Raw genomic sequence first — 23,881 nt, 5'->3', positions numbered from 1 at the left:
GCTATTCCAGATTTGGGATAACAGAATTTCGACAAGACGAAAACGATCAGACCAGATTTCCGGCGCGTCAGGAAAGGCCGTCCGGCTCGACCCGATAAAAACCACGCGGCGCCGTCGCGGCCCTCCCACCCGGAGAGGCCGTCGCCGCGAACGAAAGGCGAGAGGGGGACTATGGAGTATTTCATCCAGCAGACCATCAACGGCGTGACGCTGGGATCGGTCTACGGCATGATCGCCATCGGCTACACGATGGTCTACGGCATCATCGGCATGATCAACTTCTCGCATGGCGACGTGTTCATGCTCGGCACCTTCGCGGCGCTGATCATGTTCCTGATCCTCACCTCTCTGGTGGCGGGGATGGGCGTGGCGGCGATGCTGCTGGTGATGATGGCCACCGCCATCGTGATGTCCAGCCTCTGGAGCTGGGTGATCGAGCGCATCGCCTATCGTCCCTTGCGCGGCTCCTTCCGTCTGGCGCCGCTGATCACGGCCATCGGCATGTCGATCGTGCTGTCGAACTTCATCCAGGTGACGCAGGGTCCGCGCAACAAGCCGATCCCGCCCATGGTCACCGAGGTCTACGCCATCGCCGGCGTGACGATCTCGCTCAAGCAGATCCTGATCGTGCTGATCACGGTCGTGATGATGACCGCCTTCTGGTACATCGTGACCAAGACCTCGCTCGGACGCGCCCAGCGCGCCACCGAGCAGGACCGCAAGATGGCCGCCCTGCTCGGAATCGACGTGGACCGCACCATCTCCATCACCTTCGTGATGGGCGCCTCCCTGGCGGGCGTGGCGGGCACGATGTACCTCATGTACTACGGCGTCGCGACCTTCAGCGACGGCTTCATTCCGGGCGTCAAGGCCTTCACGGCGGCGGTTCTGGGGGGCATCGGCTCCCTGCCGGGGGCCTTGCTGGGGGGGCTGCTGATCGGGCTGATCGAGTCGCTCTGGTCGGCCTATTTCTCCATCGCCTACAAGGACGTGGCGACCTTCTCCATCCTCGCCATCGTGCTGATCTTCAAACCTTCGGGCCTGCTGGGTCGGCCCGAGATCGAGAAGGTCTGACGCCATGACCGTCATCTCCCAACCGCCCCGCCGGCCCTCGGACGACCGCCTGAAGCGGGCGCTCCGCGAGGCTCTCCTCGCGGGCCTGATCTCTCTCGGGATGTTCGTGCTCTACGTCGGGCTCCAGACGACGCAGGACATCCGCAATCAGCTCGTGCTGAACCAGCGCTGGGGGCTGCTGGCGATTCTGGTCGCCCTGGCCGTCGTCGGGCGCTTCCTGATCGTCTATCTCCTCGGCCCCTGGTTCGCCGCGCGCAAGGCCGCGAAGGCCGCAAGGGCCGTCGGAGCCGAAGCTCCCCCGCAGAACTTCCTGCGGCGCAACGTCGGCTGGATCGCGCTCCTGGCGCTGATGATCTTCCCCATGGCGATGCTCTGGCTGGTGGGTCCGCAGAAATCGCTGAAATGGGTGGACAACTACGGCGTCCAGATCCTGATCTACGTGATGCTCGCCTGGGGCCTGAACATCGTGGTCGGGCTGGCGGGGCTTCTGGACCTCGGCTATGTCGCCTTCTACGCGGTGGGCGCCTACAGCTATGCGCTGCTGTCGCTCTATTTCGGCCTCTCCTTCTGGACGCTGCTGCCTCTGGCGGGGATTCTCGCGGCCTTCTGGGGGATCATCCTCGGCTTTCCGGTGCTGAGGCTGCGCGGCGACTATCTCGCGGTGGTGACCCTCGCCTTCGGCGAGATCATCCGCCTCGTGCTGATCAACTGGACCGACGTGACCCGCGGCACCTTCGGCGTCACGGGCGTGCCCAAGGCCTCGATCTTCGGGATCTGGTCCTTCGACTTCAACGCCGCGAACAGCTTCGGCAAGCTCTTCGACCCCGAACTGAGGCGGCCCACGCTGAATTCGGCCTACAAGATCTTCCTCTTCTACGTGATCCTCGCCATGTGCGCGATCACGGCCATGGTCACCATCCGGCTGCGCAACATGCCCATCGGCCGCGCCTGGGAGGCCCTGCGCGAGGACGAGATCGCCTGTCGCTCGCTCGGCATCAACACCGTGACCACCAAGCTCACCGCCTTCTCCATCGGCGCGATGTTCGGCGGCTTCGCGGGGGCCTTCTTCGCGGCGCGTCAGGGCTTCATCTCGCCGGAGAGCTTCACCTTCCATGAATCGGCGATCATCCTCGCGGTGGTGGTCCTGGGGGGGATGGGCTCGCTCTTCGGCATCGCGGTGGCGGCCGTCGTGATGATCGGCGGCACCGAGGCGCTGCGCGAGCTGCATTTCCTCAAGACCCTCTTCGGGCCGGAGTTCACGCCCGAGCTCTACCGCATGCTGATCTTCGGCCTCGCCATGGTGATCGTGATGGTCCTCAAGCCGCGCGGGCTCGTGAGCGTGCGCAACCCCACGGCCTTCCTGCATGAACGCAAGGCGGTCTCCAGCGCCTTCACCAAGGAGGGACACGGCTGATGACCCAGGCAACCGAAGAAGGTCGCCTCTCCGGCGACGAGGTCCTGCGCGTCGAGCACATGACCATGCGCTTCGGCGGGCTGATCGCCATCAACGATCTGAGCTTCTCGGCCAGACGCGGCGAGATCACCGCCCTGATCGGCCCCAACGGCGCCGGCAAGACCACGGTCTTCAACTGCGTCACGGGCTTCTACAAGCCGACCATGGGGCGCATCCTCATGCGCCGCTCCGGCGGCGCGGAGTTCAACCTCGAACGCATGAGCGATTTCGAGATCAACCGCGACGCCAGAGTCTCGCGCACCTTCCAGAACATCCGGCTCTTCACGGGCCTGACGGTTCTGGAGAACCTTCTGGTCGCGCAGCACAACGCCCTGATGAAGTCCTCGGGCTTCACGGTGCTGGGGCTGCTCGGCTGGCGGCCCTACAAGGACGCCGCGAAGGAGGCCGTCGAGAAGGCCCGCTACTGGCTGGAGATGATCAACCTCGTCCATCGCGCCGACGATCCGGCCGGAGACCTGCCCTATGGCGAGCAAAGGCGCCTTGAGATCGCCCGCGCCATGTGCACCGGGCCCGAGCTCCTCTGTCTCGACGAGCCCGCGGCGGGTCTGAACCCCCGCGAGTCGCTCGAACTGAACACGCTGCTGCGCGCCATCCGCGAGAAGCACGACGTCTCGCTGCTGCTCATCGAACATGACATGTCGGTGGTCATGCAGATCTCGGATCACGTCGTGGTGCTGGAATATGGCGCCAAGATCTCCGACGGCACGCCCCGGCATGTCCAGAACGACCCCAAGGTCATCGCAGCCTATCTCGGCGTCGAGGACGACGAGGTCGAGGAGGTTCTCGAAGAGATCGAGGAGGTCGCCGAGGAAGCGACTCACGGGCACCAGGGCGGACAGCCGACGGGAGACGCCAGATGAACGCGCAAACTCCTCTGCTCAAGGTGGAGAACGTCGAGACCTATTACGGCGCGATCCGCGCCCTCGCGGGCGTGGACGTGGAGGTCCATCGGGGCGAGATCGTCTGTCTGATCGGCGCCAACGGCGCGGGCAAGTCCACGCTGATGATGACCATCTGCGGACAGCCCCAGGCGCGTCAGGGCCGGATCCTCTTCGACGGCGAGGACATCACCCGCGTCCCCACCCATCTGATCGCGCGCAAGCGCATCGCCCAGTCTCCGGAGGGGCGGCGCATCTTCCCGCGCATGACGGTCTACGAAAACCTCCAGATGGGCGCGAGCCTCGACAACCAGGCCTACTTCAAGGAGGACGTGGAGAAGATCTTCACGCTTTTCCCCCGCCTCAAGGAGCGTCAGGCGCAGCGCGGCGGCACGCTCTCGGGCGGCGAACAGCAGATGCTCTCCATCGGACGCGCGCTCATGGCGCGGCCCAAGCTGCTGCTGCTCGACGAGCCTTCGCTCGGGCTGGCGCCGCTGATCGTCAAGCAGATCTTCGAGGCCATCAAGCTGCTGAACCAGCGGGAGGGCCTCACGGTCTTCATCGTGGAGCAGAACGCCTTCGCGGCGCTGAAGCTGTCGACCCGGGGCTATGTGATGGTCAACGGCAAGGTCTCCATGGAGGGGCCGAGCAAGGAGCTGCTCGCCAATCCGGAAGTGCGGGCCGCCTATCTCGAAGGCGGGCATCATTGAGCCCCGGACGCGCGGCGCAAGGACAAGGAGCCTGATCCATGCAGGGAATCCTCTACGAAGAACCTTCGGCGATGCAGTTCGTCTTCATCACGCTGATCATCGGCGGCTGGACGGCCTGGCGCACCGGAAAGGCCTGCGCCGAGACCTGGCGCAAACCGCATGTGCTGGCGCTCTACACGCTGCTTCTGGCGGTGGGCGTGCGGTTCCTCCATTTCGCGCTCTTCGGGGGGACCTTCCTGTCGGCGCATTACTATCTGGTGGATGCGGCGATCCTGCTGGCCTTCAGCTTCGCGGCCTACCGCTTCACGCGGACCAGGCAGATGACCACCGCCTATTATTGGCTCTACAGGAAAACCTCCCCCTTTTCATGGGCGGAGAAATAGGCGCATGATGTGCGTCGGCATGTCCGCATGCGCAAGAATTCACGATCCGGGAAAATCCGGACATCCGGAATCAACGTCAGGAGTCCTCTTCTCATGAGAAAGTCGCTTCTCTCCGTTCTGGCTCTCTCGGCCGCGACGGCCTTCGCGGGCCCGGCCTCGGCCGAGCTGCTGATCGGCGTCGCGGCGCCGATCACCGGCCCGAACGCGGCCTTCGGCGCGCAGATCCAGCGCGGCGCCGAGAAGGCCGTCGCCGATCTCAACGCGGCGGGCGGAATCAACGGCGAGCAGATCCGTCTGCGCATCGGCGACGACGTCTCCGACCCCCGTCAGGGCGTCTCGGTGGCCAACAACTTCGTGGCCGACGGCGTGGGCATCGTGGTCGCGCATTACAACTCGGGCGTGGCGATTCCCTCGACGGCGGTCTACGCCGAGAACGGCGTCCTCGCCATCTCGCCGGCCGCGACCAACCCGACCCTGACGGATCGCGGGCTCTGGAACACCTTCCGCGTCTGCGGTCGCGACGACCAGCAGGGCGCCGTCGCCGGAGGCTACATCCTCGACAGCCTGCCCGACGCCAGGGTCGCGGTGGTCCATGACAAGACCCCCTATGGCCAGGGCCTCGCCGACGTGACCCGCGCCACCCTGATCGAGGGCGGCAAGACTCCGCTGCTCTACGAAGGCGTCAACGCGGGCGACAAGGACTTCTCCGCCCTGATCGCCAAGATCAAGGAGGCGGGCGTCGACTTCATCTATTTCGGCGGCCTGCACACCGAAGCCGGCCTGATCATCCGTCAGCTGGCCGATCAGGGCCTGAAGGTGCGTCTGATGTCCGGCGACGGCATCGTGTCCAACGAGCTGGCCGCCATCGCGGGCGACGCCATCCAGGGCACGCTCATGACCTTCGCGCCCGATCCGCGCCTGAACCCCGGCGCGCAGAAGATCGTCGAGGAGTTCCGCGCCTCGGGCTTCGAGCCGGAAGCCTACACGCTCTATTCCTACGCGATCCTCCAGCTGGTGGCCCAGGCGGCCGAGAAGGCGGGCTCCACCGATCCCGAGACCCTCGCCGAGACGCTCAAGAACGGCGAATATGAAACGGCCATCGGCCCGATCAGCTTCGACGCCAAGGGCGACGTGACCCAGCCGACCTACATCGTCTATTCCTGGGAGAAGGACGCGAACGGCGGCTACACCTACAAGGCGCTGGAGACCGCGGAGGCCGAGCCCGCCGAGTGAAGGCGCATGATCCGCTTCGCCTGAGGGCGGCGGGGTCCTGAACATCCGGACGGCGGGGGCGAGAGCCTCCGCCGTTTCGCATGGGCGCCTTCGCATGGGGCGCGGACGAAAAAGCGGGCCCCGTGCGGGGGCCCGTCCAGTGAGGGGAGACGGCCGCCCGGACGGACGGCCCTGCATCAGGAAACGGATCGGCGCCGGGGTCAGGCGGCGCGTTCGGGAACCTCCAGACCGAGCCACTGGGTGTAGAAGGCGTCCACGTCGGGCTCGAAATCGTGGATCACGGGATACCAGGGGGTCGGCGCCTCGACCTCCAGCAGATCGCCGGAGAGCGGGCAGAAATATTCGCGGATCACCTGCCACTCCGGAGAGGGAGCCATGAGGCGCGGATAGAGCTTCTCCATCTGGGCGGGGGTCTCGCGCACGCGCACGCGGGCGTGGAGCTTCCAGTTTTCGCGCCAGTCGCAGAAGTCGTATCCGGCGAGGCTGCGGACGACCCACTTCCTGTCGGCCTTGCGCTGCACGATGAAGAGCTTCGGTCCGAGCGGCAGGATGATCCTGTCGTCCCAGGGCGCCTGCTCCTGGAGGATGCTCAGGTAGATCTCGAAGCGCTCCTTGTCCTTGGGGGTCGAGAGCATGGTGTGGAGCGTGTCGCGGTCGATCTTGCCGTCGACCAGATCCTTGATCTTCGCCTTGGTGTAGGCCATGGGGAACCTCCCTGAATTTCGTCGGTTTTCCGCGGAGGCGCCGCCTCGCCTCACGAGGCGGCGCCGGGTTGGAGCGTCCACACGCTCCGACTTCCTTTGTGGTCGCATTTCCACGCCGCGAAGCCTGATCGGCTTCGCTGGAAAACGCCCGGGAGATCACTCCTCGACGAATTGCACGGTCTTGACGTCCGGCAGTTCGGAGAGGTCCATGGTGTATTCGCGGCCGTAGGACGGGATCGGGAGATCCGCCTCCATCAGCTTCCAGTCCTCGGGCAGATCCCAGAACTTGCGGAACTCCTGCTCGAAGCGCGGCCCGAGCTTGAAGCTCGCGGCGAACATCTGCTGCACATGAAGGCCCGCGTCCTTGGCGAGGATGCGCTCGCGCTCTCTGGCCATCCATTCCCGGGTCGGGACGGATTCGGCGAGGCGCTCCTTGCGGATCTTCGCGCGCAGGGACTTCGTGCCCGCCTCGTCCACGCCCAGCAGGCCGTCGGCGGCCTTCTTCAGCGCCACGCCATAGACGCTTTCCGCGAAGCGATGCAGCAGATAGCCGCCGTTGACGTCGTCGGCCACGGCCTGGGGCTCGCGGTCGAGCGGATCGCCGAAGCCGGGGCCGCCGCTCATGGTGTTCAGATAGAGGTCGTAATCCTTGAACATGGCCTCGGTGGTGATCGCCTGCTTGTCGCGCTTGATCCTGGCGTCCGGAAGGAGCGCCTCCCAGGTCGGGTTCTCGGGGTCGGCGTCGCCGCCGAGCGGGATCTCTCCGCCCCTGGCGATGATCTCCTTGAGGTTGGTGTCATGGGCTTCGAAGCGGTAGCCGGAGGCCGCCGGATAGCCGCCCATGATCCCCCAGTCCGAGGAGATATGGCCGTTGCCCATGAAGAACATGGTCCAGTCCTTGGCGTTCCAGACCAGACGCAGGCTCTCGAAGCCGCAGCCGCCGCGATATTTGCCCGCGCCGCCCGAAGAGGCCTTGATCTGGCGTCCGAGATAGACGAGGGGCTCGGCGAGCTCCCAGATCTCCATGTCGCCCATGTCGCCTTCGGGGTTCCAGACCGCCGCCGCATGGCTGATGCCGTCGGCCACGGCGCTGGCGCCCACGCCGTTGGCGGCGCATTCGAAGGAGTTGACGGCGTGGATCTCGTCATACTGGTTGAAGCCGCCGCCCTGGAGCCAGTTGGAGGTGTTGGCGTTGCCCGCGTTGACCTCCTCCAGATAGCCGCGGCCGAAATAGGACCGCGAAAGCCCGCGCCAGAGCGCCGTCCAGGCCGAGACCAGGAAGTGCCAGGAGTAGCTGAAGGCGACGCGCCGGTCGTCGGGGTTCATCCAGGTGCCCTTGGGGAGCCGGAACTCCGTGCCGTAGGCGGCGCCGTCGTTGATCATCTCCGAGGGGATGAGCGATTGCGTCATCATCACCCAGATGCCCGAGGTGAAGCTCACCTGATGGGCGTTGTAGGTGTGCCAGCCCCAGCGGCTCGACCCTTCGAAGTCGAGGCGCCATGTGCCGTCCGGACGGATGGTGATCTCGGAGGGCGCATGCATGATCGTGTCGACCTTCGCGAAATCCGAAGGCACGCGCACGTCTTCATGATCGTAAGGGACGTCGACGAAGCCGACCTGGCGATATTTGCCGGGGATGGTCATCGCCTTGATGCGGTTCTGAAGGCCCAGACGGCCATGCTCCACCGCTTCATAGGCGAATTTCCAGTAATTCTCGATCCCTTCCTCGGCGATGACCTCTTCCACCAGCTTGCGGATCATGTGGCAGCCCGCGACGCGGGTGCGCTCGTCGAGCATCCAGTAGCGGGTCGTGCGCACCATGCGCTGGCTCTCGTGCAGCCAGTCGCGATAGAGCGTGTCGTTTTCGCCGATCTTGCGGCAGGTGATCGAATAGCCGTCGCCGAAGCGCTGGATCTGGCCCGTGGACATCGAGCCCGGACCCACCGAACCCGTGTCGATGACGTGGGTCACGCCGCCGACCCAGCCGATCAGTTCGCCCTCGTGGAAGATGGGCACGATGGTGTGGATGTCGCAGGGGTGGACGTTGCCGATCAGCGAGTCGTTGTTGCAGAAGATGTCCTTGTCGCGGATCGTCGGATTGGATTCCCAATCGTTCTCGATCATGTACTTGATCGCCGCGCCCATGGTCCCGACGTGGATGATGATGCCCGTCGAGGTCAGGATGGCGTCGCCCGCCGCATTGTAGAGGGTGAAGCAGAGCTCGCCCTCCTGCTCCACGATGGGCGAGGCCGCGATCTTCTTGGAGGTCTCGCGGGCGTCCACCACGCCGGCGCGCAGACGCGAGAAGAGCTTGTTGTACTGGATGGGGTCGCTGTCGCGCAGCTCCATCCTGGTCAGACCCGCGTAATGCCTGGTCTTCCTGGTGGCCTCCATGAGGCGGTCGCGGTGCTGCTTGAGCGTCTCGCCGCCGCGGACGAGGCCGCGCGTCGTGGTCTTCGATTGAATGTTCATGTTCTCTTTCCTCCCTGACCCGTCAGACTTCCTTGAGGTGGAAGAGGCGATGGCCGTCGAGCCAGGTCTCGAAGCCGCCCGGCACGACGAAGGTCGTGGCGTCGGATTCGATGATCGCCGGGCCGGTGATGCGGTTGCCGGGAGTCAGCGACTCCATGTGATAGAGCTGGGCGTCGACCCACTCGCCCTTGCGGTAGAATTTCCGCGTGCCGAGCCTGGCCTTGTCGGCGGGCGTCTCGGAACCGAGCTCCTCCTTGGGGATCTTCGGCTTGGGGATGGGCACCATGCCGCGCATGATCGCGCCGGTGACCGAATAGCCCAGCTCCGGCGAGCGGGCCGAAGCGGCGTAGACGCGGCCATAGGTGTCGTTGAAGGCCTCGACGAGCTTGTCCCAGTCTTCGGCCGTGGCGGCGGAGGGAATGGGGCTCTCGATCTCCAGATCGTTCAGCTGGCCGCGATACTGCATGCGGAAGCCGGGCTGAAGCCTGACCTGCTCGGGCTTGTAGCCGTTGATCGCGAATTCTTCGAGCACGCGCTCCTGAAGCTCGGCCCAGGCCTCCTGGAGGGTCTTCGAGGAGGCGGCCTTCTGGTCGTCCGGGCCGTCCACGGCGATGTTGATGTCCAGAGACTTGTCGTAGCGATATTCGAAATCCGCCGCCGCGCAGCCGAAGGCCGAGAAGCCCGCCGCCCAGGCCGGAACGATGACGTCCTGAAAGCCGAGGCCCTCGGTGTAGCCGTAGGTGTGGACCGGGCCTGCGCCGCCGTAGGAGAAGCAGACGAAGCTGCCGGGGCTGTAGCCCTTGCCCGAGATCATCGAGCGCAGGTAATCGCGCAGATCGCTGTCCAGAAGCTGGATGACGCCCGCGGCGGCCTCTTCGACCGAAAGCCCGAGCGGATCGGCGACCTGCTCCTTCATGGCCTTCCAGGCGCGCTCACGGTCGAGCTTGACCTGTCCGCCGAGGAAGTTGTCCGGGTTCAGATAGCCGAGGATCACGTGGCAATCGGAGATCGTCACCGTCTCGACGCCGGAATCCGCCCAGCAGACGCCCACCCGATAGCCCGCCGAGTCGGGGCCCAGCTTGATCGCCTTGGTGTAGGGATCGAGGCGGATGTAGCTGCCCGCGCCCGCGCCCACCGAGTCCATCGCCACGAGCGGCAGGGACAGCACGAGGCGCGCCATGTCCGGATCGTTCTTGATGGTCAGTTCGTTCTGGGTGATCAGGGCCACGTCGAAGGAGGTGCCGCCGATGTCGGAACAGGCGATGTTGGAGTAGCCCAGCACCTCGCCCAGATATTTCGCGCCGATCACGCCGCCGATGGGCCCCGAGACGATGGTGCGCGCCAGCTCCTTCGCCTTCCAGCTGATGGTGCCGCCATGGGTGGCCATCACGCGGAAGTCGAATTTCGAGCCGTTCTCCTTGAAGGCGCTGGAGATCTTCTTCAGCGTCTGGCGGGAGGGCTCGGCGGCGTAGGCTTCGAGGATGGTGGTGTTGGTGCGGTGGGTCTCCTTGCGCACCGGATAGTAATCCACCGAGGCGAAGACCGGGATCTCCTTGCCCGAGGCCTTGACCTCCTCCAGCACGATGTCGCGGACGCGGCGCTCGTGGTCGGAGTTCTTGTAGCTGTGGAGCAGCGAGATCACGATGCCTTCGACGTCGAGGGCGATCAGCTCGCGGGCGGATTTCCGGGCGCTCTCCTCGCGGAGGGGGATCACCACCGCGCCGAACATGTCCACCCGCTCGACCACGCCGCGCGTCAGGCGCCGGGGCACCAGAGGCTCGTCGTAATAATGCGTGTTGAGGTGGATGCGGTCCTCGTAGGCGAAGCCGAGATAGGCCTGGATCGCCCGGCCCATGCGGTGGAAGTCCTCCATGCCCGCATTGACGATCAGGCCGACGCTCAGGCCCTTGCGCTGCACCACGCGGTTGAGCATGGCGGTGCCGGAATAGACGCCGGTCTGGATCTCGGAGAGCGCGTCCTCGATCTTCATACCCCAGGCGCCGAGGCCGTCCTTGCTGGAGGCGATCAGACCGAGGGCTTCGTTCTGGGGCGTGGACTGCGCCTTGCCGACGACGAAATCGCCGTCGCTGTCCACGAAGAAGGTGTCGGTCATGGTGCCGCCCGCGTCGATGCCGAGCACCTGCACGCGACGACCTTGTCTGGCCGTATCCATATGTTTTCCTCCCAAACCTCGCGCCGTTTGGTGCGGCGCGCAGAGGGAGGATCGCGGCGGGAGGCTCCTCGTGGTCGTCCGATTTTCGGACAAGGCGTCGGACATGCTGCGGACGCGAGAGAAAACGCCATATCCGCACGGCGCTGCGGAACAAACCGCAAGATTTCAGGCGATATCGGTCAGGATCAGGAAATCCCGGCCTCGTGGATCCCCTCGGCGTAAGGGACCGTCCAGACCTCGGGGCGCCCGATGCGATGGCCGCTCCAGCCGTCTTCGCCGAAGGCCTCGCCGTGATCGGCGCAGAGGATGTGCAGCCAGGGACGCAGACGGGCGCAGGCCCAGAAATCTCCGAAGGCGGCGTCGAGATCGCGCAGGGCGGCGCGCTGGGTCTCGGGGGAATCCTCCGTCGCGCCCGGGAGGTGGATCCGAGTCGGCTCATGAGTCGCGGAGAGATTCATGAAGAGGAAAACCCGCCGATCCGGCGGCGATCGCGCCAGCAGTTCCGCCGCGAGGGCGAATTGATTCCGCGCCGATTGCGGATCCGCCACGCCAAGCGCGGGAGTCCAGAAGCTTTCCTGAAACAGGCCCGGCAAGACCCGCGCGACGGGAGTCTGCTGGTTGAAGAACCCCACGCCGCCGATGCAGATCGTCCGGTAGCCCGCCGCCGCGAAGCCGCCGACGATGTCCGGCGCGTCGAAGAGGCAGGTCCGCGGGCCGGAGGTGAGGCTCCCCGGAAAGCTCAGGGCGAACAGCCGTTCGTGACGGCCTGGCGTCGCGGGAGTCGGCAGGAAGCCCGCGAAGAAGGCCTGATGCGCCGCATAGGTGAAGCTGCCGGGAGAATGGCGCTCCTCCCAGCCTCCGGGCGGCAGAAGACGGGCGAAATTCGGAATCTCGCCGCGCCGGAAGGCCTCCTGAGCCACGTCGAGCCGCAGGCTGTCGAAGGTGAGGAACAGCACGTCGCAGCGCCCGAGCGCCCCTTTCGCGTCGATCATGTCATATCCCTTTATGGGTCGCGCGGCTTATCCGAAAACCGGAAACCACTTTTCGGGCCGCGCTCCGCCTCCAGCCAGGCCCGCATCCGCTTCACCTGCGCCTCATGCGGATCAAGCCCCTCATGGAGCGCGCCCTTGAGATGGTCGCCGAAGGCGTTGGCCTCCAGCAGAAAAACCCGCTCGCCGTCTTCATGAACCGCCAGATCCAACCCAAGCGCATGATGGCGCGGGAAAAGCTCCGCCGCCCGCCGCGCCACCTCCAGAATCCGCGCCCATGTCTCCGCGCCGATCCGCGCCCGCAGAGCCTCCGGAGGCAGACGCTCGCCGCCGAGATGCAGATTGGTCTGCGGAACCCGCGCCCGCCTCACCAGGCCATGCGCGGGCGCGCCGCCGAGAGTCACGAGCCGCAGGTCGGCGTTCAACCCGTCGAGCTTGAGCTTGGGAATCCAGGCCTCGGCATGGGCGCCGAGCCGCCCCAGAGCATCGACCCAGCGGCGGGCCTCGTCGTCCAGAGGGCGTTGCGGCTGGCGGGTGTTGAAGAGCGCGCCGGAGGCGTCCAGCGTGGCGGTGGTCCAGAGCCTCACATGCGGGCCGTGCAGCTCGACCGCCGCCACCCCCGAAGCCGCCGAGCCGCCGCGCAGCTTCACGAAGGCCCGCCGCAGGTTTGCGGCGCGCATCTTCGCCTCCAGATCCTCCCAGCCCGCGACCGCGCCGAGCAGAGGCGGAACCGGCAGACCCGCCGCTTGGAAGCGGCTCTGGCTCTCCAGCTTTTCAAAAAGGAGCGGAACCGCCTCGGGATCGGTCAGGCTGGGGCGGCCCGTCTCCACCATGGCTTCAGCCAGACGCGCCATGGCGAGCCGCAGCCCCGCCAGAAAGGGGCCGGGCGGCGCGATGCGGCCATAATCCTCGGCCTCTGGAAGCGGGCCGGGATCATGGCCAGAGATCTCGGCGAACAGCCGCTGGATCTGCGCCCCGCCGCCGGGACTCTCCGCGCGGAGGCCTCCGGCGCGGGCGGCGGCCTCCGTCAGACGCTCCGGATGGCGGAGCGCCTCGGCGTAGCTCACGAGGATGGGCTCGGGCGCGCCCATCCTCCGGCAGGCCGCGCGCCATGAGTCCAGACGCGGCCCCGGCTCGGCCAGAAGCGCCAGAAGCGGCGGCTCCCTCACTCGGCGACCGCGACGTAGCGCCCGCGATCCTCTTCCTTCTGCTGGTCCGCCATGACGACCCGAGGACCGAACACGGCGAATTTCTCCATCATGGCGTCGCTCATGTAGTGATGGCTGAGGTCCAGCAGCTTCAGACCCGAGCGCGGCAGAGCCTCCAGCAGAGCCGCCGCGCCTTCGTCGCCCAGAGTTCCCATTGACAGGTCGAGAACCTCCAGACGGCCGAAGAGCCGCGACTGCGTCACGGCTTTCGCGATCTCGTCGGCGTATTCGCTGTCCTTGAGCCGCAGGCGGGTGAGCCTCGGGAAGATCTCGCCCGAGAACAGCGGGGCCAGATCTTCGACCGAGGTCTCGGCGCCGTAATCTTCGGATCCGGTCCAGAGCTCCATCTCTTGCAGAGCGGGCGCCTCGAAGGCGAGGATTTCGGCGAGATTGGCTTTGGTCAGGCCGGTGTTCTGAAGAATCAGGCCCTCCAGATCCGGCAGGCTCTGGACGCCGAAATTCGAGACGCGCCCGCGCAGACCGAAAACGCGCAGCTTCGGGAAAGCCTTGAGGATCGGCTCGGCGTCCTGCGGCTCGATCCACGAGATCTCGCATTCCTCGAAGGTCATGTCGCCGAGGAAAAGCGCCTCCAGCTTCGGCAAGGCGGCGCGATGTTCGATCAGAGGCCCGATGGCCATGGCGGCGTTCATGTCGCCCTCGAAGCCCTCATAAGTCCCCGCGACCAGATGCGTGGTTTCGCCTGCGTGGGGCAGCTGCAGAAACTCCTCCAGACGTCGCGCCCATTTCACGCCGTCGTAATCCACCGAGAGGCGCGGGACGAAGGTTCGCAGGTCGAAGCTCTCGCCGGGTTTGAATTCGCGGACCGGCCTGCCGAAGAACTCCGTGAAGTGCGCGTTGATCGTCATGGGCGTTTCGCTCCTGATCTGAAAGGGTCTCTGGCCTTCGCCAGCCGCTCATGGCATATTGTTCATCTTATGTTTCAAAATCAAGGCAGGATCATGCAGGACAGGCTCGCCGATCTGATCCAGGGATCGCCCTATCGCAGCTATCTCTACGCCTATCCGCACAAGACCGCCTATCGCCCCTTCGCGCAGCCTCCGGCGCTGGCGGATCTCTGGGGCGCGGAGGACCGGCGCAATCTCTTCCTCTACGTCCATGTGCCTTTCTGCGAGATGCGCTGCGGATTCTGCAATCTCTTCACGGTCTCCAACGCCGAGGATTCCGCAGTGGAGCGCTGGCTCAAGGCTCTGGCGCGCGAGGCGGAGGCTCTGGACGAAGCCCTCGGCGAGCGGCGTTTCGCGCTCGGGGCGGTGGGCGGCGGCACCCCGACCCATCTGACCGCGCCGCAGTTGGAGCGCCTCTTCGCGCTGATGGAGCGGCTCGCGCCGGGGATGGAGGACCTCGGCGTCGAGACCTCGCCGGGCCGGACCACGGCGGATCGGCTGGAGGTCATGAAGGCCCATGGCGTCACGCGGATCAGCATCGGAATCGAGAGCTTTGATCAGAAGACCCTCCACGCCATGGGCCGCCCCGCCCGCGCCGAAGAAGCCCCCCGCGCCCTCGACCTCATCCGGGAAGCGGGAGAGACGCGGCTGAATCTCGATCTCATTTACGGCGCCGAGGGTCAGACCGAAGCCGGATTCCTCGCCGATCTGGAGCGAGCCCTGGAATGGTCGCCGGAGGAGATCTATCTCTATCCGCTTTATGTGCGGCCTCTGACGGGGCTCGGGAAAAGGCGGGGCCTCGTGGCTCAGACGGAGGCGCCGCCTGATCCCGCCTGGGATGCGCAGAGGCTCGCGCTCTATCGTCTGGGCCGGGATCGGCTGAAGGCGGCGGGCTATGTCCAGGCCTCCATGCGGCGCTTCGAGCGGGCCGACGAAGCCAGCGCCGCGCCTCGCGACGATTACGCCTGTCAGGAGGACGGCATGGTCGGCATAGGCCCCGGCGCGCGCTCCTATACGCGCAACCTCCATTACGCCCAGCCCTGGGCGGTGGGCCGGGCGGCGATCCTCGATCTGCTGCGGAGCTACGAAGAGACGCAGGATTTCTCACGGGCGCGCCATGGCGTGATCCTCGGCGAGGAGGAGCGGATTCGTCGTTTCGTCATCAAGTCGCTGCTGAATCTGGAGGGGCTGGATCTGGCGCGTTGCGCGGCGCTCTTCGGGATCGAAGCGCGGGAGGCTCTGCCGGAGCTGGCGGATCTGGAGGCGACGGGCCTTGCGGAGGAGCAGGCCGGGCGGCTGATCCTCACCGAAGCGGGGCTGGAGCGCTCCGACGCCGTGGGGCCCTGGCTGGTCTCGGCCCCGACCCGCGCCCGCATGGAGGCCTACGCATGGCGCTAGATCTTGACGTTCTGTGGCGCGGGCCGCTGGAAAGCTGCAATTACGGCTGCGTCTATTGCCCCTTCGCCAAGACCAGGGACGACCGCGCCGCCCTCGCGCGGGACGCCGCCGCCTTGAATCGCTTCGCGGACTGGGTCCTGGCGCGGCCCGCCGAAGACCGCCTGCGGATTCTCTTCACCCCCTGGGGCGAGGCTCTGATCCGGCGCCCCTATCGCGAGGCCATGATCCGCCTGAGCCATGAGCCTCAGGTTCAACGGGTGGCGATCCAGACGAATCTGTCCTGTTCGGTGGCCTGGATGGGCGATCTGAACCGTGCGACGGCCAGCTTCTGGTGCAGCTTCCACCCCGGCGAGACTCCGCGCGAGAGCTTCTTGCGCTCCTGCCATGCGATGGCGGAGATGGGCGTGAGCTTCTGCGTCGGGATCGTGGGGATCAAGGCGCATCTGCCCGAGGCCCGGCGCCTGCGGGAGGATCTGCCGGAAGGCGTCTATCTCTGGGTCAACGCCTACAAGGACGGCGGCCCCGATCACGACGACGCCGAAAGCCTCGCGGGCTGGCGCGAGATCGATCCGCTCTTCGACCTCAACCGCCGGGCTTATCCAAGCCTCGGACGGGCCTGCGCGGCGGGCTCCAGGGCGATTTCGGTGAACGGCGCAGGCGATGTGCGGCCCTGTCATTTCATCGGCGAGACCATGGGCAATCTCTACGCGCAGCCCATCGAGGAGATTCTTGCGCCGAGGCTCTGCTCGCGAGCCTCCTGCTCCTGCCATATCGGCTATGTCCACATGAAGGATCTGGAGATCGATCCGATGTTCTCCGACGGCTGGGCGCTCGGGCGTCTGGCGCCTGCGCCGGGCGCGAGGGCGGCTTATGTCTGAAGCGTTTTCCAGCGAAGCCGAAAAGGCTTCGCGTCGCGAAAACGCGACCATGAAAGGCTCTCCAGCGGCGGTCTTCTGGCTGACCGGGCCGCCCGCCTCGGGCAAGACCACCCTGGCGCGGGCTCTGGCGGCGCGTCTGGGAGGCCTCGGGCTGGCGGTCGCCATCCTCGACGGCGACGACCTGCGCCGGGGGCCTTGCCGCGATCTCGGATTCTCCGAGGCCGACCGGCTGGAGAACATGCGTCGCGCCGCCGAAGCCGCCCTGACCCTGAGCGATTGCGGCGTGATCGCGATTCTGGCGCTGGTCTCGCCTCTGGCGGAGGGCCGCCGCCTCGCCCGCGCGCGCCTCGCGGGACGCCCCTTCTTCGAGATCCACCTCGACGCCCCGCTGGAGATCCGCCGCGCCCGCGATCCGAAAGGCCTCTACGCCCAGGCCGCCCGCGGCGAAATCCACGGACTCACGGGATACGACGCCCCCTACGAGCCTCCCGAGGCCCCGGAATTGCGGCTGGACTCCGCCGCTCTCGGGCTGGCGGAGTCGGTCGAGGCCGCCCTGAACCTCTGCGCGCCCCTCAGCGCCGCGCGCCCGCCCGCCGGAAGCCGTAGGAATCCAGCTTGAGATAGAGCGTCGAGCGCGCCACCCCCAGACGTTTGGCCGCCTCGGTCAGATTGCCGTCCACCGCCGCCACCATGGCGAGGATCTCGGCCTTCTCGCGGTCGCGGAGCGTCTCCTCCGAGGCCTCGCGACGCGGCGGCGCGATCTCCGGCGGCAGGTCGCGCAGATCCGCCAGACGATTCAGCGAGACGCTCGACAGGCTCTCCACGAGATTGCGCAATTCGCGGACGTTCCCGAACCAGTCATGCGCCTTGAGCCGCGCCAGAGCCCCAGGCGTGAAGCGCAGGGGTCTGTCTCCCGAGCGGGCCGCCGCCTCTTCGGCGAAGCGCAGCGCGAGGCGCGGAATCTCCTCCCGACGCGCGCGCAGAGGCGGCGCGGTCAGCCGCGCCCCCGCCAGACGATAATAGAGTTCGCGCCGGATGCGCCCTCCCTCGGCCTCCGCCGCCAGATCCCGCGTCGAGAGCGTGTAGATCCAGACCGGCGCCTCGGGCGTCCGGCGCACCGCGCGCAGCAGCTCCATCAGCGCCGATTGCGCCTCGGGCGGAGTCTCGGCGGGCTCGTCGAGGCAGAGCGCCCCGCCCTGACGCGCCAGACGCTCCGCGAGGCCGCGCGGCCCCGCCTCCTCGCGCAGCCGCTCCACCGAGAGCAGCCCGCAGGCGAGCACCTCGAAGGATCCGGCGGCTTCTCCCGCCGCCTCGCGATGCAGGGCGCGCGCGAGAGTCTCCTTGCCGACGCCCGTTTCGCCCTCGATCAGGATGGCCCGCGAATTCCGGACCAGACGCCGCGCGTCGGCGCAGAGCCCCGCCATCTCCGGGCCGCCTCCCGCGATCCAGGCGAGATCGGGCTCGCCCGCCGCCGCCGCCCGAGCCTCGGCGCCCGGGCCGCGCGTCCGGGTCCGCCTCAGGGCGATGAGCAGGCCGAGCGGCTCCTCTTCGCGCTCCTGGATCACCTCCACCTGAGCCCCCGGCAGAGCCGCCGCGAGGTCTTCGCGGAAGCTCTCGTTCAGAACTCCCTCGCTCCAGCCGGCGGCGGCCGCCCGCCAGCCCTCGAAATCGCCGATCTCCGAGGCCGTGCGGGCGAATCGCTCCGTGGCGTAGATCTCGGCGCCGAAGCGGTCGAAGAGGATCAGGTCGTCCTCGCGCCAGAGGCTCCGGCGGCGCAGGAGCCCTTCCAGCAGACGGCGGCGCTCGCTCTCCATCTCGTGGCGGAGCGCCTCCTCCATCTGGAGCGCCAGAGTGCTGGAGAAGGCCAGTCCGTGCGGCTGGCCGCTCTCGACGGGCCCCGAGACGTCGATCACGCCGAGGACGTCGCCGGTGGCCGGGTGCAGGATGGGCGCCGCCGCGCAGGTCCAGCGCTGGATCTCCTCGGCGAAATGCTCCACCCCGGAGATCTCGACCGCCCGCCGCGCATGGAGCGCCGCGCCGATGGCGTTGGTGCCGATGGCCGCTTCATCCCAGCGCCCGCCCTCGGCGAGATGGTTCTCGCGGCCGCGCTCCAGCACGCCGGGATCGCCCGCCATGTCCATGACCACGCCCTCGCGGTCGCAGAGCAGCAGCATCGCGCCCGCGTCCTTGAGCAGATAACCGGAATGATCGAGCGCCGGACGCGCCGCGCGGCGCAGATTGCGGTTCTCCCGCCGCCGACGCGCAAGCGCCTCCTCGCCCACGCAGGGCGCGCGCTTCAGGCCGGAGACGCCGCCGAGACTCTCGGAGCGCCGCCAGGATTGCAGGACGATTTCACGAATGCTGGGCGGCACGCGGCCGATGGCTCGAAATCGCTCCCAGTCCTCCTTCCGAATGCTTTCCGTCATCAGACTTCCGCCTTCCAGAGAAATCTCCGGAGGGGGCGACGCCGTGGACTTCCGGCCTGCGCGGACTCGAGCTGAAAGAGCCTCCGCGTGGGGGAAAGAGATCTGGAAGCCGCATGGCCCGTCCTCCGCGAGCCGGGCGCCGTTTCCCGGCGCTTTCCTGTTGGGCCCGGAGCTTAAGCGGCGCCCCGCCGGGACGCAAGCGCCTCGTGGCGCGAGGGAGGCCTCAGCTCCCGCGCCCGGCGAGCACCGCCAGCACGTCCTCGGCCCGGATCACCCCGATGGAGCGGCCATGCTCGCGCACCTCGACATGGTCCACGCCGCCGCCGAAGAGCGGGATCACCCGGCCCAGCGTGGCGTCGGGATCGGCGAAGCGCCCGGAGCCCAGAGAGCCGTCGGAGGCCGTTTCGCCCGGACGCATGGCGTCGCGGGCGGTGAGCGCCTCCAGAGGATTGGCGTGGGCCACGAATTGCGCCACATGGGGCGTGGCGGGGGCGGACAGGATCTCCCGCGCCGAGCCGCATTGCACGAGGCGGCCCTCCTCCAGCAAGGCGATGCGGTCGCCGATCTTGAAGGCCTCGTCCAGATCATGGCTGACGAAGACGATGGTCCGTTTCAGCCGCGCCTGAAGTTCGAGCAGCTCGTCCTGAAGCCGCGAGCGGATCAGCGGATCCAGCGCCGAGAAGGGTTCGTCCATGAGCAGGATCGGAGCCTCGGTGGCGATGGCCCGCGCCAGCCCGACGCGCTGCTGCTGGCCGCCCGACAGCTCGCCCACCCGGCGCTCCGCCAGAGGCGACAGCCCCACGAGATCCAGTTGCGTCGCGACGCGCTCGCGGCGCTCGGCGGGCTTGAGCCCCGCCAGCTCCAGCCCGAGCCCGACGTTCTCGGCCACGCTGCGCCAGGGCAGAAGCCCGAAATGCTGGAACACCATGGTCACGCGCTTGAGCCGCAGACGCCGCAAGGCCGCCGGATCGGTCGCGCTGACCGGAGTCATGCCTTCACCGTCGCGGATGCGCACCTCGCCGCGCAGGGCGGGCGCAAGGCCGTTGATGCTCCGCAGCAGCGTGGATTTGCCCGAGCCCGAAAGCCCCATCAGCACGAGGATCTCGCCCCGCCGGATGGTCAGCGAGCAATCATGCACCCCGAGCGTCAGGCCCGTCGCCTCGCGCAGCTGGATGCGGCTCGCGCCCGCGTCCAGCAGCGGCAGGGCCCTGCGCGGACGCGGCCCGAAGACCACCGTCAGGCGGTCGATCTGGACGGCGGTCTCTTCGTCGACCGGGGCGGGGAAGTAGTTGGGGATGTAAGCGACGCTCATCGGGCGGGCCTCGCGCGCAGCATGCGGTCAAGAAGGATGGCCAGAACCACGATGACGAATCCCGCCTCGAAGCCCAGAGCCGCGTTCACCGTGTTCAAGGCCCGTACCACCGGCACGCCCAGACCATCCGCCCCCACGAGGGCGGCGATCACCACCATCGAGAGCGAGAGCATCACCGTCTGGCTGAGCCCCGCGAGGATCTGCGGCATGGCGTGCGGCAATTCGACCTTCCAGAATTTCTGACGCGGCGTGGCGCCGAAAGCCGAAGCCGCCTCCAGCAGATGGGGAGGCGTGGAGGAGACTCCAAGATGCGTCATGCGGATGGGGGCCGGCGCGACGAAGATCGCCGTCGCCAGAAGCCCCGGCGCCGTGCCGATCCCGAAGAACACGATGGCCGGAATGAGATAGACGAAGCTCGGCAGGGTCTGCATGAGGTCGAGCATGGGCCGCAGGAAGGCGTAGAGCTTCGGCCGATGCGCCGCCGCCACCCCCAGAGGCACCCCCAGAGCCATGCAGATGGCCCCCGAACAGAGCACCAGCGCGAGGCTCTCCATGGCGGGCTTCCAGTAGCCCTGGTTCAGGATGAAGGCGAAGCCCAGAGCCACCAGCGCGCAGACCTTCCAGGATCTCTGGAGCAGCCCCGCCAGCGCGGTGAAGATCAGGATCAGCACCGCCGGATGCGGCGTCTGGAGCAGCCAGAGCGCGCCGCCCACCAGGCTCTCCAGCGCGCCGCCGAGGGCGTCCATGGCGCCGGAGGCGTGGGCCTGAAGCCAGTCGAAGAAATCCTGAGCGGCGCGGCCCACCGGGATCTTGTGCGCCGAGAGCCAGTCCGTCACGGAATCCATGTCCGTCTCCTTCTCGGCCCCGCCCCGGCCCGGTCCTGACGCGCCGCGCGGCTCCGCCTCGGGCGGAGGCGAAGCCGCTTGCGGAATCCGTTCAGTCGAGCGCCGCGTTCAAGGCCGCGAGCGCGTCGCCGCCGTCTCTGGCGACGACGCCTTCCAGCCAGGCGTCGGCGGTCGCGCGGTTCCCGGCGATCCAGGCTTTCGCGGCGTCGCGCGGCTCGGCCTTGTCGTCGAGGACGGCGCCCATCAGAGCGTTCTCCATCTCCAGCGAGAATTCAAGGTTTCCGAAGAGCTTCCCGAGGTTGGGGCATGCTTCCGCATAGCCCTTGCGCGTGACGGTGCGCACTTCGGCGCCGCCGAGGTCCGGACCGAACCAGTCGTCTCCGCCTTCGAGATAGGTCATGTCGTATTTGGCGTTCATCGGATGGGGCGCCCAGCCGAGGAAGATCACCGGCTCCTTGCGGCGGGTGGCGCGGTCCACCTGGGCGAGCATGCCCTGTTCGGAGCTTTCGGCGACCTGAAAATCCTTGAGGCCGAAGGCGTCGGCCTTGACCATGTCGAGGATCAGGCGGTTGCCGTCGTTGCCGGGCTCGATGGCGTAGATCTTGCCGCCGAGCGCTTTGGACCGGGCGGCGATGTCGGCGAAGCTCGCGATTCCGAGCGCCGCGCCCGGGGCGTTGGTGGCGAGGGTGTATTTCGCGCCCGCAAGGTTCCGGCGCAGATCGGCGATGCGGCCGTCGTCGAGATAGGGCCGGATGTCGGCCTCCATGCTCGGCAGCCAGACGCCGAGGAAGACGTCCACGTCTCCGGCGGAGAGCCCGGCGAGCGTCACCGGCAGGGCCAGAAGCTTCACTTCGGGCTCATAGCCGAGCGCCTCCAGCAGCGTCGCGGCGACGGCGGTGGTGACCGTCACGTCGGTCCAGCCCACATCCGCGAGCGTGACCTTCGAACATTCGTCGGCGAGGGCGGGAGAGGCGGTCAGGCCCGCCAGGGCGGCGGCCAGAAGGGTCGAACGCAGGGACGTCATCGCGGCTCCATTCCGAGGTCTGCGGATGATCGGCTTGGCGGGCCCGCAGAGGCCCGCGATTTCCGGCCTGGGCGGGCCCGCAGAGGCCCGCTAGGGGGCGTTGGGTCATAAACGCCGCGCGCTCCCGCTTGGCAAGAGTTTTCTAGCCTTCGGGGTCTCTGCTTTTCGTCGCAGAGGGTTGGGGGGTCTTCGCCTTTCGGGAGATTGCGCGGCCCTCCTCGCCGATCCGGAGCGGCCCCTCCGGCGGATCGCGCCGCAGGACCCCGGGCCGCCTCCCCAAAGCGATCCCCCCGGAGCGGAAAAGGCTCTACAAGGGCGCTCAGGGAGAGTCCTCCCATCCGCGCAGGAGCCCCGATTGACGCCTTCTTCCGCTTCCGGCCAGACCCAGGCGAAGGCCGCGCCCCTGCTGGCCGCTCTGGCGGCCCTGATCTCGGTGCAGGTGGGGGCCGCCTTCGCCAAGGGGCTCTTTCCGCTGGTCGGGCCGGAGGGCGTGGCGGCTCTGCGGATCGGGATCTCGGCGCTCGGGCTGACGCTGATCCTGCGGCCCTGGAGGCTCCGGCTCGACCGCAGGCGCGGCCTGGCGCTGCTCGGCTACGGCGTGACGCTCGGGCTGATGACCCTGCTGATCTACCGGGCCTTCGCCTATATCCCGGTCGGAATCGCGATCTCCATCGAGGTTCTGGGGCCGCTCGGGGTGGCCTTGCTGGGCTCAAGGCGGCGCAGGGATGTCCTGTGGATCGCCCTGGCGCTGCTCGGCGTGGCGCTGCTGCCCTTCGGCGCCGGAGAGACCGGACTCGACTGGCGCGGCGTGGCCTTCGCCCTGAGCGCGGCGCTCTGCTGGGGGCTTTACGTCGCCTTCGGCTCGGCGGTGGCGGCGGAGGGCGGACGCGCCGTCGCGGCGGGGATGCTCCTCGCGACGCTGTTCATCCTGCCGCTCGGGATCCAAGGCGCCGGATGGGCCCTGCTGGAGCCCGAAGCCCTGATGATCGGGGCGGCGGTGGCGCTGATGTCGAGCGCCCTGCCCTTCCTGCTCGACATCTACGCCATGAAGCGCCTGCCTCCGCGGATCTTCGGCGTGCTGATGAGCGCCTCGCCTGCGGTCAGCGCCCTTGCGGGATGGGCCGTGCTGGGCGAGAGGCTCAGCGGCGCGCAATGGTCGGGGATCTTCGCCATAGCCGCCGCCTGCGCAGGGGGCGCCCTCGGCGCGGGAGAGGCTCAGGAGCCGCCCAGAAGCTCCTGAAGATCCCGGAAGACCTCCTCCCATTCCTGCTGGCTCACGGCCATGAGGCCGAAGAAACGCAGCATGTAGACGCCTTCGGTCGCGAAAAAGGCGAGACGCGCCTTGCGTCCCGCCTCGGTGGCCGGGTCCAGCCCCTGGAGCCGCGAGGCGTACCAGGCGCGGGTCGACTCGAGCTGGTCCGGAGTCTGGAGCAGGGCCGCGCCGAGGCTGGCTGTGCGGGCGTTGGAGACCTCGTCCGATTCGCCCGTGGCCTGCACATGCGCCCAGACGCGGGCGGCCGGATCCGGAGACTCTCCCGCCGCCGCCTGAAAGATCGCCTCATAGCCCGCGCCCCAGCGCCCGAAGAGCGCGTCCACGAGGGCGGCTTTCGTCGGGAAGCTGTATTGCACGCCGCCCTTGGTGATCCCCGCCTCTTTCGCCACCGCGCCGATGGAGAGGCTGAAAGGGCCTCTGGTCGTCATCAATCTTTCAGCGGCGTCGAGGATCTTCTCCCGGTCGATGGTTTTCGGTCTGGACATTCCAAGGGCGTTCTTCTATTTCGATACGACCGTATTG

Annotated in this window: 21 protein-coding genes; 10 read left to right on the top strand and 11 right to left on the bottom strand. The window is 67.6% G+C overall.

Annotated features, from left to right (window positions below):
• The first annotated feature begins 171 nt into the window (after positions 1-171).
• The 6 genes from PHN62_RS07880 (at position 172) to PHN62_RS07855 (ending at position 5,752) form a co-directional block, all read left to right on the top strand.
• Complete coding sequence (locus PHN62_RS07880) at positions 172-1,074, top strand: branched-chain amino acid ABC transporter permease (protein ID WP_300148718.1); 903 nt, start codon at positions 172-174, stop codon at positions 1,072-1,074.
• A 4-nt stretch (positions 1,075-1,078) separates the two neighbouring features.
• Positions 1,079-2,488 (top strand): high-affinity branched-chain amino acid ABC transporter permease LivM, encoded by a 1,410-nt coding sequence (livM, locus tag PHN62_RS07875; protein ID WP_300148715.1) that lies wholly within the window; start codon positions 1,079-1,081, stop codon positions 2,486-2,488.
• Positions 2,488-3,408: an ABC transporter ATP-binding protein gene (locus PHN62_RS07870; RefSeq protein ID WP_300148712.1), complete on the top strand. Its 921-nt coding sequence runs from the start codon at positions 2,488-2,490 to the stop codon at positions 3,406-3,408. The genes livM and PHN62_RS07870 overlap by 1 nt, the downstream gene beginning before the upstream one ends.
• Before the next feature lie 14 nt (positions 3,409-3,422).
• On the top strand, positions 3,423-4,136 hold the full coding sequence (locus PHN62_RS07865; RefSeq protein ID WP_367187014.1) for an ABC transporter ATP-binding protein: 714 nt from the start codon (positions 3,423-3,425) through the stop codon (positions 4,134-4,136).
• 38 nt (positions 4,137-4,174) lie between these two features.
• A complete protein-coding gene (locus PHN62_RS07860; protein WP_300148707.1) occupies positions 4,175-4,519 on the top strand; it encodes a DUF6867 family protein in 345 nt (114 codons plus the stop codon).
• Positions 4,520-4,612: 93 nt separating this feature from the next.
• Positions 4,613-5,752, top strand: coding sequence for a branched-chain amino acid ABC transporter substrate-binding protein (locus PHN62_RS07855; protein WP_300148704.1), 1,140 nt, complete (start codon positions 4,613-4,615; stop codon positions 5,750-5,752).
• 200 nt (positions 5,753-5,952) lie between these two features.
• On the opposite strand, the gene PHN62_RS07850 is transcribed toward PHN62_RS07855, so the two are convergent.
• The 6 genes from PHN62_RS07850 to PHN62_RS07825 all read right to left on the bottom strand — a co-directional run bounded on the left by PHN62_RS07850 (position 5,953) and on the right by PHN62_RS07825 (position 14,164).
• Entirely contained in the window at positions 5,953-6,456 is a 504-nt protein-coding gene (locus tag PHN62_RS07850) for an acetone carboxylase subunit gamma (protein WP_300148701.1), read from the bottom strand.
• Positions 6,457-6,612: 156 nt separating this feature from the next.
• Positions 6,613-8,928 carry a hydantoinase B/oxoprolinase family protein gene (locus PHN62_RS07845; RefSeq protein WP_300148698.1) on the bottom strand — a complete coding sequence of 772 codons (2,316 nt, stop codon included), beginning with the start codon at positions 8,926-8,928 and terminating at the stop codon, positions 6,613-6,615.
• A 22-nt stretch (positions 8,929-8,950) separates the two neighbouring features.
• Positions 8,951-11,101 carry a hydantoinase/oxoprolinase family protein gene (locus PHN62_RS07840; RefSeq protein WP_300148695.1) on the bottom strand — a complete coding sequence of 717 codons (2,151 nt, stop codon included), beginning with the start codon at positions 11,099-11,101 and terminating at the stop codon, positions 8,951-8,953.
• A gap of 185 nt (positions 11,102-11,286) precedes the next feature.
• Positions 11,287-12,093 carry an STM4013/SEN3800 family hydrolase gene (locus PHN62_RS07835; RefSeq protein WP_300148692.1) on the bottom strand — a complete coding sequence of 269 codons (807 nt, stop codon included), beginning with the start codon at positions 12,091-12,093 and terminating at the stop codon, positions 11,287-11,289.
• 11 nt (positions 12,094-12,104) lie between these two features.
• Entirely contained in the window at positions 12,105-13,259 is a 1,155-nt protein-coding gene (locus tag PHN62_RS07830) for an STM4014 family protein (RefSeq protein ID WP_300148689.1), read from the bottom strand.
• Positions 13,256-14,164: a hypothetical protein gene (locus tag PHN62_RS07825; RefSeq protein ID WP_300148686.1), complete on the bottom strand. Its 909-nt coding sequence runs from the start codon at positions 14,162-14,164 to the stop codon at positions 13,256-13,258. Before PHN62_RS07825 ends, PHN62_RS07830 begins: the two co-directional genes overlap by 4 nt.
• 93 nt (positions 14,165-14,257) lie before the next feature.
• On the opposite strand from PHN62_RS07825, the gene PHN62_RS07820 reads away from it, so the two are divergent.
• The 3 genes from PHN62_RS07820 to cysC are packed head-to-tail and all read left to right on the top strand — an operon-like array spanning position 14,258 to position 17,098.
• Positions 14,258-15,601, top strand: coding sequence for an STM4012 family radical SAM protein (locus tag PHN62_RS07820; RefSeq protein ID WP_300148683.1), 1,344 nt, complete (start codon positions 14,258-14,260; stop codon positions 15,599-15,601).
• Complete coding sequence (locus tag PHN62_RS07815) at positions 15,592-16,479, top strand: STM4011 family radical SAM protein (RefSeq protein ID WP_300148680.1); 888 nt, start codon at positions 15,592-15,594, stop codon at positions 16,477-16,479. The genes PHN62_RS07820 and PHN62_RS07815 overlap by 10 nt, the downstream gene beginning before the upstream one ends.
• A complete protein-coding gene (gene cysC / locus PHN62_RS07810) occupies positions 16,472-17,098 on the top strand; it encodes an adenylyl-sulfate kinase (RefSeq protein WP_300148677.1) in 627 nt (208 codons plus the stop codon). Before PHN62_RS07815 ends, cysC begins: the two co-directional genes overlap by 8 nt.
• Here the strand turns inward: cysC and PHN62_RS07805 are convergent.
• From PHN62_RS07805 to choX, 4 genes are all read right to left on the bottom strand, one after another.
• Positions 17,052-18,905: a sigma 54-interacting transcriptional regulator gene (locus PHN62_RS07805; RefSeq protein ID WP_300148674.1), complete on the bottom strand. Its 1,854-nt coding sequence runs from the start codon at positions 18,903-18,905 to the stop codon at positions 17,052-17,054. The two genes, cysC and PHN62_RS07805, sit on opposite strands and share 47 nt — an antisense overlap.
• 223 nt (positions 18,906-19,128) lie before the next feature.
• The gene (locus tag PHN62_RS07800) at positions 19,129-20,217 is read right to left on the bottom strand and encodes a glycine betaine/L-proline ABC transporter ATP-binding protein (RefSeq protein WP_300148671.1); all 1,089 of its coding nucleotides are present in this window, start codon (positions 20,215-20,217) and stop codon (positions 19,129-19,131) included.
• A complete protein-coding gene (gene choW, locus PHN62_RS07795) occupies positions 20,214-21,062 on the bottom strand; it encodes a choline ABC transporter permease subunit (protein ID WP_300148668.1) in 849 nt (282 codons plus the stop codon). Before choW ends, PHN62_RS07800 begins: the two co-directional genes overlap by 4 nt.
• A gap of 91 nt (positions 21,063-21,153) precedes the next feature.
• Positions 21,154-22,086: a choline ABC transporter substrate-binding protein gene (gene choX, locus PHN62_RS07790; protein ID WP_300148665.1), complete on the bottom strand. Its 933-nt coding sequence runs from the start codon at positions 22,084-22,086 to the stop codon at positions 21,154-21,156.
• A gap of 355 nt (positions 22,087-22,441) precedes the next feature.
• On the opposite strand from choX, the gene PHN62_RS07785 reads away from it, so the two are divergent.
• Complete coding sequence (locus PHN62_RS07785; protein ID WP_300148663.1) at positions 22,442-23,326, top strand: EamA family transporter; 885 nt, start codon at positions 22,442-22,444, stop codon at positions 23,324-23,326.
• On the opposite strand, the gene PHN62_RS07780 is transcribed toward PHN62_RS07785, so the two are convergent.
• Positions 23,302-23,844 (bottom strand): TetR/AcrR family transcriptional regulator, encoded by a 543-nt coding sequence (locus PHN62_RS07780; RefSeq protein ID WP_300148660.1) that lies wholly within the window; start codon positions 23,842-23,844, stop codon positions 23,302-23,304. The genes PHN62_RS07785 and PHN62_RS07780 overlap by 25 nt on opposite strands.
• Positions 23,845-23,881 lie beyond the last annotated feature (37 nt).

The organism is Neomegalonema sp. (genome assembly GCF_028688855.1).
Taxonomy (GTDB): domain Bacteria; phylum Pseudomonadota; class Alphaproteobacteria; order Rhodobacterales; family Rhodobacteraceae; genus Neomegalonema.
This window is presented reverse-complemented; position numbering and strand designations above follow the sequence as displayed.